Genomic DNA, 13,676 nt, shown 5'->3' with positions numbered 1-13,676 from the left:
CGTCAGGAGTACCACGGCAGCCAGCACGAGACCACAAATTCACCCGGCTGCACGCCGGCACTGAACGTCCCGCCCACCCCGCGGACCTGTTCGGCCAATCCCGCCAACCCCGTACCCGACCCATGCTCAAACAGCGGTTGCCGCAACAGCTGATTGCGCACATCGACGCGAACACCCGTCTGATCGGACCCGTGCACCGCCACCCGAACGGTCGATCCGGCGGCATGCTTGTGCGCATTGGTAAGCGATTCCTGCACCACCCGGTACGCCACATGACTGCTCGCAGCGCCGATCTCACCGGGTGTCACGTCGAGCATCAGCGAAGTGTGCAAACCCGCGCCCCGCGCCGAGTGCACCAGATCGGAGATGCCCTCGACGCTCTGCCGGCCACCGCCCGAGGCATCGGCCGATCCGCGCAGCACACCGATGATGCGCTTGAGCTCATCTAGCGCATCGTGCGCAGTCTGCCGAATCATCGACGCTGTCTGGGCTACCTTCTCGGGCCCATCGGCACTGTTGACCTGCATACCGCCTGCAAACAACGAGATGCGGCTGAGGCTGGCAGCGAGAGTGTCGTGCATGTCGCGGGCGATGCGGGCGCGTTCCGCATTGAGCAGCATCTCCTCACGAAGTGCGTTGGACTCCACCGTCACCTTGTCCCGCGTGACCACGGCCGCCGTCAGGTCGGATCGTGTGCGGCGCAGCATTGCTCCACCCACGACCAACCCGACGAGTACAGCTGCGACCACCCACGGAATCCACGCCGCGACGTCCCACTCGACCGGCGTCGACCCATCTTTGGTCTTGGTCGAGCCGAGGGTCAGCACGGAGTAGTACCGACTGCGATGCGCGTCGTACGTCAACGACACCCCGCACGCGACGAACACCGCGACGACAGCAATCACCAGCGGCTTGGTTCGCGCGAACGCACCGACAGCAAACAGGGCGATCAACGCTGCCGTCGCATCGGTGGCGAAGAACAGCGGCCCGGCCAGCGCCAGTCCCAGAACGATCCATGGCCGCTCGTGTCGCCAGATCAACGCGATGCCCGCGACGAGGTTGAGCGCGACGCCGATGCCTAGATTCCACCCCGGCGTGCCGGACGATCCAGCCAACCCGGCGGTCATGATCGAGCAGAACAGGCTGAAGGCCACCGCTGCTGTGGTCCAGGCTTTGCGGCGCAGGGTGCCTGTCCGGTGGGTGATCACGAACGCAAGCGTACGGCCGAGCACCGACACGGCGGATCGTCCGATCGGCCCGCATCACCAACCGGATGCGACCGAAAGGAGGAGGGGCACCGACCGGTCAGCCGAGGCGCGGACAGGGCCGACTGCGGTGTGGTTGATGCATCGCCCACCGAGAGGAATTTCGACATGACCACCAACAGCCCGAACCCCCAGCAGCAGTACGCCCCGCCCGCTCCGGAGCAGAAGAAGAGCTGGTTTGCGCGACACAAGATCCTGACCGTCATCTTGGCGATCGTCGTGCTGGGTGTCCTCATCCGGCTCATCGGCGGCGGTTCCTCGGAAACCCCGACGGCTCCCGCGCCGGCCGGGTCCTCGCCGTCAGAGGAAGCGGCTCCTGCGGCCCCGGCCGAGCCGACTCAGCCGGGAATCGGCGTCCCGGTGCGCGACGGCAAGTTCGAGTTCGTCGTCACCGCGGTCGCGCCACCCGTCTCGACGGTCGGCTCGGAGTATCTGACGCAGACCGCTCAGGGCGAGTTCGTTCAGGTCAAGATCTCCGCGCGCAACATCGGCGACCGAGCACAGAGCTTGGACGCGTCGTCGCAGAAGTTGCTCGACGCCGACGGCAAGCAGTACTCGGTCGACAGCCTCGCGACTGCCTACCTCGACGAGGGCATCGGCTACGAACAGATCAACCCGGGCAACGCGCTGGACAAAACGGTCGTGTTCGACGTTCCGGTCGGGACCGTGCCTGCTGAGATCGAGCTGCATGATTCCGCATTCTCGGGCGGTACGACGGTTGGGCTGCGGTAGCGGTCGTCAACCGCTCTTCCGTTATCTCTCAATCCATTCATTCGACGCAGTTTCGGCTGCGTCCTAGGAAGGAAATCATGACCAACCCGACACTCTCTCTCGTTGCAGCTTTGCTCGACCGGTCCGGTTCGATGCATTCCATCGCCGACGACACCCGCGGCGGATTCGACTCGTTCATCGCCAAGGAGCGTGAGGCCGACGGCCGGACCGTGGTCACGCTGGCGCAGTTCGACAACCGGTACGAGCTGGTCTACGACAATGTACCCATCGAGAAGGTCGACCCGCTCGTGCTCGAGCCACGGGGCGGCACCGCGTTGTACGACGCGATCGGCCGGCTTGTGAGCGAGGTCGGTGCCGGGCTGGCCGCGATACCGGAGGACGAGCGTCCCGGCTCGGTGACCGTTCTCGTGATGACCGACGGTCACGAGAACGCAAGCCGGGAGTGGACGAATGCTGCTGTGCGGGAATTGATCGAGCGGCAGGAAGCCGAGTACAGCTGGGACTTCGTGTTCTTGGGATCGAACATCGACGCCGTCGAGGTGGGTGCCGATCTGGGCTTTCAGCGCGACAAGTCGATGACGTATGTTTCGACGTCGGTCGGCCGTACTCGGTGCGCCTGCGGTGTTGGCTTTCTCCACCGAGGACCCCAGGCGCGCGCGAGGGGAGTAGGCGAGATGGGCGATAAGGAAGCAGTGCGGCTCGTAATCATTCAGTCGAATGATTCTCTGAGCTGCGATGAAGCATTGCGACCTTCCGGTCCTATACCTACTCAGTATCACTTCGACCGAAGATCAGGACTTCATGAAATTTCCATTCGATCGGTAGATCGAGGCTTAGTGGTCTGAGCCGTTAGTTCGTCGGGGGTAGTTGCCAGGCGGTCGGATCACCGAGGCAGAGCCCGCATGCTGTGTCGAGTGCGTCTTCGGGACTGCGGTGAAGTCACCGGTGGGGAGCATGGAGTCTTCGTACTTGCCGGTGGAGGCGAGGTAGATCGCGAAGCCCCACCGGCTGGCGGATCCGTTGAACCGCAACCGCATCAATATCAGCACTGTCTCGTCGGGCAGGACACCGTCGACATAGGCGAAGCCGCCACGAAACCGCACGGTCACGCACGCAAGCTGCCGCCACCTCGTGCGGGCGTGGCCGCTGAGCTGAGGGCGCAGTGAGCTTTTCGTCGATTCCGGGGGTGTCGGTACAAGAGCTTTTTGACGGCGGCACGCGGTACGGCGGCAAAGTCCGCGATGTCGTCGATTCGCGTCATGAAGTATCGGCGTTTGCCGAATTCGATGCGCGCAGCGTCGATGATGGCGGCCCGCGGATCACGTGCCATCGGTGCGCGGAGTGACCTTGGCGGCCGAGTCCGGTTGCATGGGGATTCAATGCGCGCACGTCACCGAGATGTGCGACGCCTAGAGTGAGGACCGCGCGTGACAATGCCCGTAATCCCTGGTGTTCCTGGAGGCCAGACGCTAGCACAATTGACTGATGCGATCACCGGGCTTGCGAGTGTAGTTAACAGCCGTATTGCCGCCGACGCCTGGTGATCTTGCCGTTTCGGGTCCCGGACGCGACGGGAGTGGCCGGCAGCTGCTTGCCGCGGTGATCCGGACGGCTCTGGCGAGGTATCAATCGGCCGTAGTTCCGAGCCCGAGCGAAGGAAACACTGTCGCCCGCCCCCTGACATCTCGAACACCTCACGCACATCGAACGGCCGGATCTGCGCCAACCACGCACCGATGCCCTGCAACGGATCCATCAACGCCGCCGAGTCCCAGTCGACAAGGCGCATCGAGCCGTCGTCGAGCACCAGAACGTTAGAGACATTGCCGTCACAATGGCACGGGACGGCGTCGAAGCCGTCGGCCTCGATCCGGGCCTGCGCACGCGCAAGAGTCCGCAGCGTCCAAGCGAAGTCGGTCGGCAAAAGTCGAGGTCCGAGCCTCTGTCGGAAGGCGTTGCTACGGTCTCCTCTGCAACTAAAAAGCAACAGGGGGAACTGTGGGAACGATCGAAATAATTACTGTGGTTGCGACCGTGGTGGGGGTCGTCGCGACCTCGTTGTCGTTGTATAAACGCGTTGCGGAATGGATGTTTCGCGATTCGCGAGTCACGAAGATTGCGGATGGACTTAGTTCAATGGAGACAATGACGAAGCTGTCGACGCAGCTCCGGGAACTCGGACAGGACGACTGGGCGGATGAGCTCGAAAAAGACGCAGACAGGAGAGGACTAGAGCCGCTTGCGTTCTACGACGACCGCCGGGCGCATCCGGCCCCGTTCATTGCAGGCACAGCTGTCGTCGTCTCATGCGCAACTCTGCTGCTCGCAACTCTCGGCATTGCAATCTGGCCAGGTGTGGCGCGGACGGTCGCCCTCGTAAGTTTCGTGCTGATTGCGTTGTCGTTCATGGCGTGGTTTCGCACGTCAACGTCGGCCAGCAATCGACGCGAATTGATCGTAAATGAACGATTGCGCGGTGTGCGGTCCAGTCGTTAGCAAACGGCAACCTAGCAAAGTTGCGCGTGCGTCGAGCGAACGATCACACTGTTGTGCGCTCGAGCTCGAGGGCGGCAACAGCGTCGAATGCTTTGCGTCGCTTCAGCAGGAATTGCACGGTGTGGGCGACCTCGATCGCACCCCAGACTGCAACCCACTGAGACAGCCAGACCTGAAGAACGACAACGCTATCCTCGGGTTCGATCGAGAACGACATCACCGGGCGGCCCTTGCGTCCGCCCCGGAGGAGTCCGAGTCGCTGGTTGATCTGCCCCTCCCCATCCACTTGGACCCAGCCTTTAAAGACGCCCGCGTCCGCCATCGCCTGCTCGATATCCCGCGGTGTGACGCGACTGAAGGTGGCATGAATTTGACGCTTGGATATCCCCGTCAGAATCCACGCACTGATGAAATATGCGATTGCAAATATAAAAAATCCGTACAAGTATCCCATGTTCCGCTGCCTTTTGTTGGGTCGAACTTCTCTCGATTGAGAAATCATTACCGATGACCGGCATGTGCAACAGTCGTTCGAACGCTTTAATGCTCTGTTGCGCAACAGGATTTGTAGTGTGTTCGAACGATTGCCGGGGCCGGTGAAGCATGCAATGCTGTGCATCTATCCAGGCCGACAGCGCGAAGGAATACGACATGAGTCAGTGCAAGAAGTGTTTTCGCCCCGTCCATGATTGCAGCTCGTGCAATGGAGGGCGGGCAAGTGGATTGGCCGGCAAGCTCACCTGCAGTAAATGCAACAACACTGGTTCGCAGTGCAACGAGCATGGCGGGTTTTGGAAGTAGCCCCGAAGCAATCCACGACCGAAGGCAAAGACCTCACCGCGCTCGGTGAGGTCTTTCGGTCGTCGTTTACCCTTTTGCGGTCCAGCTTTGCGACATTGGCGGGTGAACCGATTATGAGACGGCGAACTGATTGTTGGCCGCGCCGTCGAGCGTGAACCGGATGTGACCGCCGAATTCAGTTGTCAGATCAACTCCGACAGTAAGGGGGTTCATAGGTTCTCGCGGGATCTGGTAGATGCTACTGGAGCCGTTGGTGATGAAGGGCTCGGTCCAGTTCGGCATGTTCACCACGATGTCGCCGGTGAAAGCGTCCGCGTTGCCGAGATCGAATGCGCCGACCGAGATCCAGCCTCGATAGACATTGATTCGATTGCACCCGTCGACATCTGTGCCCCGGGTGCTGCCGAGATGCACCTGCCACAACTCGCTCTGTGAAGCTCCATTTTCGGAATCGAAATCCCAGCTGTAGCAATGACGAAAGTCGGTGGCGAACGGATACGAGGTCTCCCGAAGCGACGCGAGAGTCTTGGCCTCCGCATCGTCCCACTGCGACATGGTCGCCGGAATCAGGATCACGGCTAGCACGACTGTCAGAACCCAACCGAGAATTACAGAGGGTAGACGGAACGCCCACGGCCTCAGGAGAAGAAATACTGCAAGCAAGGCGACGACAACCGCCAGACCACCGAGGTAATCGGGCAGAAAGTGATCACCCAACCCTCGTGCACGCTCGTCGTAAACTCCGGGGTCCGATGCGAGCAGTGCGGTCTTGCGCAGCACGAAGTGACCGAGCAGATACGGCCCGAGAACAGTTACGGCGGCGCCGCCTGCGAGCGCTATTGCCGAAAAGTCCGACCCTCGCCTTCGGTTGGCCTGTTGCCGCTGGTTCGCTTCGATTTCGGCGAGCCGAGTTCGCTCGATCTCCTCGAGCCGTTGCACTTCCGCCAGGTCGTCTGCTGAAACCTGAGCGCGGGCGGAAGCAGCTTGCTGCTGGGCGAGTCCGACCGTTGCGTCCGCGAGTACGACAGCAGCCAAGTTGCCATTGGAACGCGCGTTCACAACTGCGCCTCACTTCGCAGTTCAGCGAACCACGGAGTTTCACCCGCAAACTCGAACTGTGGCCCGTCGATGCGCGACCGCACCTGGCGGACGAACTCGTCTACCACGGCCTCGTCGGAGGCGGCAAGAAGCAGGCTCTGGCGAATGATGTGACCGCGAGCCGAGCTTTCGAGAGGGATGCTCTTCTTTTGCGCAAGCGCGATGGCCTGTTCGGCGATGTCATGCCAGTTCGCGTCGATCATCTTGTACGAGGTCCTGGACTTGCCCGAGTTGATGCAACCTAGGAGGTCGTGATCGTAGAGCTTCTCGATCGCATCGTCGTTTCCATTGCTGTCGGCCAGCTTTCGTAGCCGGCTCGGTGTACTGATGTTGCAGCCCTGGTAGAGAACATCAGTAGCGGGTGCGAGGCGCGCCACGAAGTAGGGGACCAGCTCATCGGGCCCCCACTTGCTGCCATGGGAGGTCACCTCGGCGTAGGTTTCGCCGGTTCGAGCGGAACCCGTCAGCCAGTCAATGAGACGCTGGCGTCCCTTGCCTGCCAAAGACCTAGCGGCAACCTCGGGATTCGACGACATCGCTGCGCCGAGTTTTGCCGCATCGAAGAACTCTCCGACCCCGGGCAGTGCATACGACGTGGACGCCTGGTGCACCGCCGATTGACCGACGTCGGGTTTGTCTCCGCCTGCTGCGGTGTCGAGTGGTCGGTGGACCGTCGGTGATTTGTTGTCGAGCCACGACCTGACCTCGGCCATCCCCCAACGGACATCCGGGTCGCGAGTCAGTAGTCCCGCCAGCAAGATCCGCCAGCGCTCCAAATGTTCGGGACGAACCTTGCTGCCGTCGAGCTCCGAAAGAGAAACATCACGGGACAGCAGGTGGCTCTCGATGGTGCGATTGTCGATCCAAGAGCCGTTGTCCAGCTGAAAGTATCCGCGTCCCAGCAGAACCTGATACATCACCATGCCAAGGCTCCACCAATCGGCGGCGGTCGTCTTATACCTCATGAGTTCGGGTGCGTTGAACGCGATCGTGCCGAGTCCGAGGTTCGTGAGCCTAGATCGATCACCGAGATCGACCGTCAACCCGAAGTCCGCGAGAACCAGGTCGAGCGGGATATCGGTGCGCACAAGAATGTTCTTGGGCTTGATGTCCCCGTGCACGAGTCGATTGGTGCCCCCAGCTCCTTGCATACCGTGGATCGCGTCGGCGATCTGGGTTAGTATCTCCACCGCGTGTTTGTTGGTACCGAACCCGCCGCGGTCGGCCAAGTACGACTCCAGGGTTCCGAAGCGGCACAGTTCCATGAGTTCGTAATGCACGCTGTGGTCGACACCTGGTGCTTCGAGCAGCTGTACCGCGACCTCGGGCGGGAAGTGAGTTCTGTACTTATCCGAACCGAATTCCAGCGCATATGTGGGCTCATGGCGGTAGAGCTTGACGGCCACCTCGTTGCCCTTCGCATCCGTGCACAACCACACCGATGCCTCGGCACCATCACCGAGCGGCCTGACCATGGTGAAGCGAGCATCCAAGCCCGGTGGCAGTCGTTCGCGTAGGTACGTGGTCGGCGTGCCCCCGTCCAGGTTCGTGGGCGGTGCGGAATTGTTGTCCAGTCGGGTGCGGGGCGACGATGGCCTGGTGTAATTGATCTTCGGTGCTCGGCGTCCGTCGTCGATCGGGTCGAGACGTGTCACATCGGCCATGTCGTTCCTACCTTGTTCACGTTGATTTCGTTGATGTCTACATTCGCGGCGGCAGCGGCGCGATGTTCCTGAGGAGCGACAGCCTCGATTTGCACCACGGTGACGTTGTCTCCGCCGCCACCTGCCAACGCGAGATTTCGCAGTTCGGTGACGAGGTCGGTGACGGGGGCCAGTGCGAGTCGTTCCACGTCGCGTGGGTCCGAATAGTCGTCGAGACCGTCCGTGCACAGCAGTAGTCCAGGGGACGGGGGAAGGGCAGACTCGAAAAAATCGGGTTCGAGTATCAGTCGCTTCCCTCCACCGAGGGCCTGCTGCAGGACGTTAGATCCGACCTGTCTGTGGTCCACGCTCAGTTGGGTCAGATATCTTCCGTCCACCTGATAGCACCTCGAGTCGCCGACGTTGAACACCACAGAGTGTCCAGCTGGGTCGATGACGACGCCGACTACGGTGCACCCCATTCCCGCGAGCTCCGGGCGCGCGTCACCGACGTCATTGATGGCGTCCGAAGCGTCTTGAAGCATCGTTCCCAGCCGGTCGATCACAGTGCCCTCGTCGGCACCCGTGAATGCATCAGGAGCGGTGAGTATCTCGCATGCAAGACGGCTTGCTTCTTCGCCGCCCTCGTGCCCGCCCATTCCGTCGCAGACGACGATCGCCGTCGGAGCTGTTATATCGAACTCGGATACCAGAAGGCCGGGCTGGGGGCCTCGCATCGACCATCCGTTCCAGCCGATGCAGTCCTCGTTGCCGGATCGTTCGAGACCTCGATGTGTGGTCGCCGAAACACGAATGCGCATCAAGCCTCCCAGTGAATGTCGATGTCGACGTCGGCTGCCAGCCTCAACTTCTGTCCGGGACGAATTTCGTACTCGGTACCCGGTGGAATCTTTTTGTCGTTGACGAAGGTCCCGTTGCTCGACTGCGTATCGGTAACGAGGAGTCGCTGCCCGTCGAACCGAATGACTGCGTGGTATCTGCTCACGTTGGTCCGACTACGGAAGACATCCGCTGTCGGATAATCGTCGTCACGACCGACCGGAAGCGACTGTCCTGCGTCGAGGACCAGCGTCGTGCCACACGTGACCAGTCTCAGCCTTCCCTGGGAACCAGTTGGATCCAATGTCGTGCTGGGGCTCGGCACGACGGACTTTTCCCCTGGATCGGGTGGGGGCGGTACGACGGCCGGTGGCTCCGATTCGATATCCCACAAGTCCGAGCCGTCGATCGTGCACTGTGAATACCTATTGCGGTCGAACGTTCGACCGCAGCACACGACGAGATCGGGAGTTAGGTCAGCCATGAGGTTCTCCTGAGATCCACGCCTCGTGAGGCGAGTCGTTGCTCCAGCTTGCGCATGTCGCCGTCGGTCGGAATGCCCACCATCCAAATGGATTCCGCGTCGACGTGTACCGATATGTCTCGTCTCTGACCGGAATAGTCAGTCTCGAGTGTGTCGGCCGGGTAGCGGGTACGCGCCAGGTCGCTGAAAGTGTGGACGATTTGATTCGCCGATCCACGTAGTGCGCAGTCCGTAGCATCGGCGGCGATGTAAGGACCGCTGACGAGCACGTCGACATTGCCACGCATCCAGTCGAATCGGTCCCCGAGTTCTGAAGGCGTCCGTCCCGAGTACAGCAGGATGTCGATCGGTTGCGTCGTGGACGAACGCCACTCATGGACCTCCACGAGTAACTCTGTGAGGGCCTCCGGTTGGTCGTTCGGCTCGCCCCCCGAGATGGTCACTCCATCGATGGCGTCGAAGGGAATGCTGCGCAACCACTGCACAACATCATCGACGCGCACACCGCTCGACGGATCGAACGGCCAGGTATCTCGAGAGACACACCCCTTGCAGTAGATGGTGCAGCCCTGAAACCAGATGCCCGCGCGTCGACCGAACCCCAGGTTGCGCACCGGATAGTGCAGACGGGACAGCAGCATCGACGTCATCGGAGAACCACCGACCATCCGCCGGCGCCCTCTTCCAATTCCGAAACAGTCACAGCCTCGGTGCCGTAGGGCAGGTCGAACAACGCTCTGGCCAATGGGTTGACCAGAAGCGACTCGACCGTCGTTCCGACACCTCGGCCACCGAAGTCAAGCTTCGTCAGCGCCTCGCTGATCAATCGTTGATGGACAGCGTCAGAGACTGTCACGTCGATCCCCGTGGCGTCGGCCACCCGCGAGACCACGTTGTCCACGAACTTCGGAACAAGCAGGCGCGCTGTCGATTCCGAGATGAAGTCGAATACGACGATATTGTCGCCGATTCGGTTCAGTAGTTCGGGGCGACCGATTTCCTTGGTGAAGTGATCGCCGACCGCTTCTCTGATGGCGCTCTCGACCTCGCGAAACTCGGAACCGCGCGGAACCACAGGCACGCGGGTGCCGAACTCGTCAGTTCGGTAGACGCCCAGATTGGAGGTGAACACGAGGAGTGTCTCGGAGAAGAACACCGTCGCACCGGTGCCGTCGGTGAGCCGTCCGTCTTCCAGGATCTGCAGAAATTTGTCGAGGATTCTGGGGTGTGCCTTTTCGATCTCGTCGAAAAGTACAAGTCGAAACGGCTGCTGTCGCACAGCATTGGTCAATTCGCCGCCGCTGTTGAAACCGGTATACCCGGGCGGAGCCCCAATGAGGCGGGCTTCGGCGTGTTCGGAGGAGAACTCGCTCATATCGAATCGAACGAACGCGTCCTCCCTGCCGAACACCAGTGCCGCAATGGCCTTTGCCAGTTCGGTCTTGCCGACGCCTGTCGGACCCGCGAAGAACAGCACGCCCTGAGGGCGAGACCCGCCCGACGACGCGTGCGCTCCCGTCAGGCCCATGGCAGACCGAATCAAGATGTCGACCGACTTGCGCACAGCCGCAGGCTGACCGAGGACTTTCCCTTCCAGATGCTTCGGCCCGTCCTTGATGCGCTTGCGCAGCGCCGGATCCTGCCAGGGGTTGTCCGGGACGCCTACTCGGAAGGTACGTATAGCGTCCTCGATAGCGGACGCAGGGATGAGACGGTCGATCGCCAGACGGTTGATCTCGCGGATAGAGCGAAGCGTCAGGCCACTCGTCTGCGACGCATATCGGGACACGATGTCGTCGAACAGTGGCCCTGGTTCCGGTGCATCGGGCAGAGACGCCACATAGCTCGCCGCCATGATGGTGCGTTGGGACATTCCAGGCGCAGGAATCGACACGACGCGAGCGAGCTCACCGCCTATCAACCAGTGGGGAAGGTCGCTCTCACGGTCGAGCAGCCACACTACGGTGTTGTATAGCGGAGTACGGTGCGGCCCGATGACTTTGACACGTTTCGCGGTGACGAGAAGCTTCTCGGCGGTGACGAGCAACGTGTGCATGGCCGGCTCGGAGAAGTCCGAGTCCGGAGTGAGACGGGACGCGCTGTCGATGACCACGCAACACGGGAGTGTGGAAGTGACGACCGACCGCAGTAGACGCGGCAGCCAGTCCAGCAAACGTTCGTCTTTAGCCGACGGTGAGGCCGCCGCGATGATGTTCGCGGCGACACCGTCGGAGTCGATGGCCGACCTCGCACCGTCGACTGGTTCGGCGACGATGACGCTGGTGTGACCTGCTGTGGACAGAAGCGAGATGACGGCGTCGACAACCGACGACACGCGAGGATGCGGAGACTGCGGCCGTGGCAACAAGACCAGGTCACGCTGATTTCCGGTGACGAGAATCTGAGGGTTCGCGGCCAACGCTACGTCGATCTCGCGCAGCCACGCCGGCAACTCGTCGATCGCGCCTGCGTCCGGCGTCATTCTCGACTCCGTTCGTTTTCGCTTGTACGACGTGTGCCGACGTTCGCATGCTTGGCCGTTGCCAGTGCGGCAGTAGTCGAGGCAATCAGCTTCGGAGTGGTCACACCGGCCGGCACAGCCCGAACTCTGCCCGGGGCAACCCCTCGTGCTCGCAGGGCTTCGATGAGCGGGTCGAGATCCGAGCACATCTGCTGTTCGGCGGCGAGATCGGCAGCCCTGTCGGTGGCGGTTGTCGTCCTGACGGTGCGGAGCCCGATCTCCCCGTCGCTCACATTCGCCGTCACTGCGTGAGTCTGTGAACCAGAGCGCTTGAACACCACTGAACTCGGCGTTTCGAGATCGATCGGAGACACCGAATAGCCTAGACCGACAAGGGATTCAGTGACTGCGTCCAGCACGAAGGCTCGATCTCGCTCTTCCCGTTCGCGGGCAGACTGCCTTGCCAGCGTCGCCCGGGCAGAGGTCAACGACGGTGTCGGGTCCAGATTGGATTCGAGGGCATTGTCCGCGCCGTCGAGAAGCATGTCGATCCGACTGCGGTCGAGTAACGAGGCAGCTTCGCACCTGATCTCCTCGATTTGCCCGCGGTTGTCGATCCGTTGCTGGGATCGGCGGTTGGCCGCGTTCACCCGGCTGCTCAGGTCTGACAGAAGCAACCGAGCGCGAGCGGGCTGGGCACGCAGAACCCCGGCGGCGGCCGCCTCCACCTCATCGGACTGTTCGACCAACGACGACAGCACTCGTCGAACACGGTCCGCGACATCGGCCTCGACCTTGTCCGCGACTTCAGGGACGTTGTGTGAGGACTCGCACCGAACGTCCTCTTCCAACGCCGAGGCTGCCGATTCTCGTTGGTCCAGTTCTTCGAGAATCGCTCCTAAACTGTGGGTGATCCGTTGTGAGCGTTGCGCGCTCAGTCGGGACTCAAACCTTGTTTGTGCCGAAGCCAGGTTCTGCTCCAGCGCCGCACACGCCGTCTCGATGGCAGCGGACGTCCCTGCCGGGGCTGCACCGGCGACAACACGAGCGTCGCTCATGTTGACCGCAGCGCATCTCAATGAAAAGGCCTGTACGCGTCCGTTGAGCGCGCGCCACTTTTGTAATGCGTCTTCGGCGCGTCGCCGCTCCGAGGCAATTTCGTACTGAATTCCTTTGGGACCGCTCATAACCGCATCCTGGCGAACGGCTCGGCTTCGGCTCCGGTTGCTGCAGACATTCTGATGCCCCCGAACACGAGGTGGCCGACCACTGCGAACAGGGGAGGCCACCACCAGCTCGTTGCCGACCCCGAGCCTGCCAGTGCTTGGTAAAAGAGAAGTAGAGCACCCAGTGCGAATCCGCCGATACCCGCCGACGAAATTACTTCTTCACCATCCGGATACGGAAAGACGAAGGCCAAACCGACCAGGCACACGATCATCGCGATCAGCAGCTTGGCCAGAAGCCCGTACAGCGTGCCCGGTCCGCTCCCCGAGGTCGCGCCGCTGTCACCCGACAGGAATACGGTCTGAGTGATGTTGTCGCTGAACACCGCGAGGATCGACCCGGCGACCGGAGTCAGAACCCACAGCGGAACCGACACGAACACCAAGCTGAAACCCTGCCCGCGCACCCGCCGAAGGAATGCAGAACGTTGTACTCTCCTGTGTTCGGCTTGGGCCGCGACCTCAAGGCGAGCGGTTTCGGCATCGGCCTGTTCTTGCGCAACCTGCGCGGATCGAGCCTGGGCGGCTAGCTGTTGTGCATGAGCAACCGTGGCGTCCGCAAGGATGATGGAAGCCAAGTCGGCATTCGTTCGCACATACACCTCTGTCTGAAACATTCGACGGGCCAGA

16 protein-coding genes are annotated in these 13,676 nt (G+C 61.7%); 3 read left to right on the top strand and 13 right to left on the bottom strand.

The genetic code is table 11. The features are described 5' to 3' along the window. Positions 1-2 precede the first annotated feature (2 nt). Entirely contained in the window at positions 3-1,208 is a 1,206-nt protein-coding gene (locus tag ABIB36_RS16130) for a sensor histidine kinase (protein ID WP_354560914.1), read from the bottom strand. A 165-nt stretch (positions 1,209-1,373) separates the two neighbouring features. On the opposite strand from ABIB36_RS16130, the gene ABIB36_RS16125 reads away from it, so the two are divergent. Continuing rightward, positions 1,374-1,997 (top strand): DUF4352 domain-containing protein, encoded by a 624-nt coding sequence (locus ABIB36_RS16125; protein WP_354560916.1) that lies wholly within the window; start codon positions 1,374-1,376, stop codon positions 1,995-1,997. A 77-nt stretch (positions 1,998-2,074) separates the two neighbouring features. Further along, positions 2,075-2,842, top strand: coding sequence for a vWA domain-containing protein (locus tag ABIB36_RS16120; RefSeq protein ID WP_354560919.1), 768 nt, complete (start codon positions 2,075-2,077; stop codon positions 2,840-2,842). Here ABIB36_RS16120 and ABIB36_RS16115 read toward each other — a convergent pair. Genes ABIB36_RS16115 through ABIB36_RS16105 form a run of 3 tightly spaced genes read right to left on the bottom strand, consistent with a single transcriptional unit; the run spans position 2,831 to position 3,984 of the window. Next, positions 2,831-3,106: a hypothetical protein gene (locus ABIB36_RS16115; RefSeq protein ID WP_354560921.1), complete on the bottom strand. Its 276-nt coding sequence runs from the start codon at positions 3,104-3,106 to the stop codon at positions 2,831-2,833. The two genes, ABIB36_RS16120 and ABIB36_RS16115, sit on opposite strands and share 12 nt — an antisense overlap. Beyond that, complete coding sequence (locus ABIB36_RS16110) at positions 3,103-3,327, bottom strand: hypothetical protein (RefSeq protein ID WP_354560924.1); 225 nt, start codon at positions 3,325-3,327, stop codon at positions 3,103-3,105. Before ABIB36_RS16110 ends, ABIB36_RS16115 begins: the two co-directional genes overlap by 4 nt. A gap of 60 nt (positions 3,328-3,387) precedes the next feature. Beyond that, on the bottom strand, positions 3,388-3,984 hold the full coding sequence (locus tag ABIB36_RS16105) for a phosphotransferase family protein (RefSeq protein WP_354560926.1): 597 nt from the start codon (positions 3,982-3,984) through the stop codon (positions 3,388-3,390). Between the two features lie 149 nt (positions 3,985-4,133). On the opposite strand from ABIB36_RS16105, the gene ABIB36_RS16100 reads away from it, so the two are divergent. Next, positions 4,134-4,493: a hypothetical protein gene (locus ABIB36_RS16100; protein ID WP_354571622.1), complete on the top strand. Its 360-nt coding sequence runs from the start codon at positions 4,134-4,136 to the stop codon at positions 4,491-4,493. A 43-nt stretch (positions 4,494-4,536) separates the two neighbouring features. On the opposite strand, the gene ABIB36_RS16095 is transcribed toward ABIB36_RS16100, so the two are convergent. The 9 genes from ABIB36_RS16095 to ABIB36_RS16055 all read right to left on the bottom strand — a co-directional run bounded on the left by ABIB36_RS16095 (position 4,537) and on the right by ABIB36_RS16055 (position 13,642). Further along, the gene (locus tag ABIB36_RS16095; protein ID WP_354560930.1) at positions 4,537-4,947 is read right to left on the bottom strand and encodes a hypothetical protein; all 411 of its coding nucleotides are present in this window, start codon (positions 4,945-4,947) and stop codon (positions 4,537-4,539) included. 458 nt (positions 4,948-5,405) lie between these two features. After that, entirely contained in the window at positions 5,406-6,353 is a 948-nt protein-coding gene (locus tag ABIB36_RS16090) for a hypothetical protein (RefSeq protein WP_354560933.1), read from the bottom strand. Beyond that, positions 6,350-8,056: a protein kinase domain-containing protein gene (locus ABIB36_RS16085; RefSeq protein WP_354560935.1), complete on the bottom strand. Its 1,707-nt coding sequence runs from the start codon at positions 8,054-8,056 to the stop codon at positions 6,350-6,352. Before ABIB36_RS16085 ends, ABIB36_RS16090 begins: the two co-directional genes overlap by 4 nt. Continuing rightward, entirely contained in the window at positions 8,044-8,856 is an 813-nt protein-coding gene (locus ABIB36_RS16080) for a PP2C family protein-serine/threonine phosphatase (protein WP_354560938.1), read from the bottom strand. The genes ABIB36_RS16085 and ABIB36_RS16080 overlap by 13 nt, the downstream gene beginning before the upstream one ends. Further along, positions 8,856-9,359: an FHA domain-containing protein gene (locus ABIB36_RS16075; protein ID WP_354560940.1), complete on the bottom strand. Its 504-nt coding sequence runs from the start codon at positions 9,357-9,359 to the stop codon at positions 8,856-8,858. The genes ABIB36_RS16080 and ABIB36_RS16075 overlap by 1 nt, the downstream gene beginning before the upstream one ends. Next, positions 9,347-10,009, bottom strand: a complete 663-nt coding sequence (locus ABIB36_RS16070; RefSeq protein ID WP_354560942.1) for a 4Fe-4S single cluster domain-containing protein — start codon at positions 10,007-10,009, stop codon at positions 9,347-9,349. The genes ABIB36_RS16075 and ABIB36_RS16070 overlap by 13 nt, the downstream gene beginning before the upstream one ends. After that, the gene (locus tag ABIB36_RS16065; RefSeq protein ID WP_354560944.1) at positions 10,006-11,841 is read right to left on the bottom strand and encodes an AAA family ATPase; all 1,836 of its coding nucleotides are present in this window, start codon (positions 11,839-11,841) and stop codon (positions 10,006-10,008) included. The genes ABIB36_RS16070 and ABIB36_RS16065 overlap by 4 nt, the downstream gene beginning before the upstream one ends. Next, entirely contained in the window at positions 11,838-13,007 is a 1,170-nt protein-coding gene (locus tag ABIB36_RS16060; RefSeq protein ID WP_354560946.1) for a hypothetical protein, read from the bottom strand. Before ABIB36_RS16060 ends, ABIB36_RS16065 begins: the two co-directional genes overlap by 4 nt. Beyond that, positions 13,004-13,642, bottom strand: coding sequence for a hypothetical protein (locus ABIB36_RS16055; protein ID WP_354560949.1), 639 nt, complete (start codon positions 13,640-13,642; stop codon positions 13,004-13,006). Before ABIB36_RS16055 ends, ABIB36_RS16060 begins: the two co-directional genes overlap by 4 nt. Positions 13,643-13,676: the final 34 nt, after the last annotated feature.

The organism is Rhodococcus sp. UYP9 (genome assembly GCF_040547235.1).
Classification (GTDB): Bacteria; Actinomycetota; Actinomycetes; order Mycobacteriales; family Mycobacteriaceae; genus Rhodococcoides.
The sequence above is the reverse complement of the archived record's forward strand: the minus strand, read 5'-3'. Positions and strand labels throughout refer to the sequence as shown.

What these genes read in the sequence shown, in the direction of transcription:
- ABIB36_RS16125 (WP_354560916.1), top strand. Translation starts at nt 1,374, where the DNA reads ATGACCACCAACAGCCCGAACCCCCAGCAGCAGTACGCCCCGCCCGCT.
- ABIB36_RS16120 (WP_354560919.1), top strand. Translation starts at nt 2,075, where the DNA reads ATGACCAACCCGACACTCTCTCTCGTTGCAGCTTTGCTCGACCGGTCC.
- ABIB36_RS16110 (WP_354560924.1), bottom strand. Translation starts at nt 3,327, where the DNA reads ATGGCACGTGATCCGCGGGCCGCCATCATCGACGCTGCGCGCATCGAA.
- ABIB36_RS16100 (WP_354571622.1), top strand. Translation starts at nt 4,134, where the DNA reads ATGGAGACAATGACGAAGCTGTCGACGCAGCTCCGGGAACTCGGACAG.
- ABIB36_RS16095 (WP_354560930.1), bottom strand. Translation starts at nt 4,947, where the DNA reads ATGGGATACTTGTACGGATTTTTTATATTTGCAATCGCATATTTCATC.
- ABIB36_RS16085 (WP_354560935.1), bottom strand. Translation starts at nt 8,056, where the DNA reads ATGGCCGATGTGACACGTCTCGACCCGATCGACGACGGACGCCGAGCA.
- ABIB36_RS16080 (WP_354560938.1), bottom strand. Translation starts at nt 8,856, where the DNA reads ATGCGCATTCGTGTTTCGGCGACCACACATCGAGGTCTCGAACGATCC.
- ABIB36_RS16075 (WP_354560940.1), bottom strand. Translation starts at nt 9,359, where the DNA reads ATGGCTGACCTAACTCCCGATCTCGTCGTGTGCTGCGGTCGAACGTTC.
- ABIB36_RS16070 (WP_354560942.1), bottom strand. Translation starts at nt 10,009, where the DNA reads ATGACGTCGATGCTGCTGTCCCGTCTGCACTATCCGGTGCGCAACCTG.
- ABIB36_RS16065 (WP_354560944.1), bottom strand. Translation starts at nt 11,841, where the DNA reads ATGACGCCGGACGCAGGCGCGATCGACGAGTTGCCGGCGTGGCTGCGC.
- ABIB36_RS16060 (WP_354560946.1), bottom strand. Translation starts at nt 13,007, where the DNA reads ATGAGCGGTCCCAAAGGAATTCAGTACGAAATTGCCTCGGAGCGGCGA.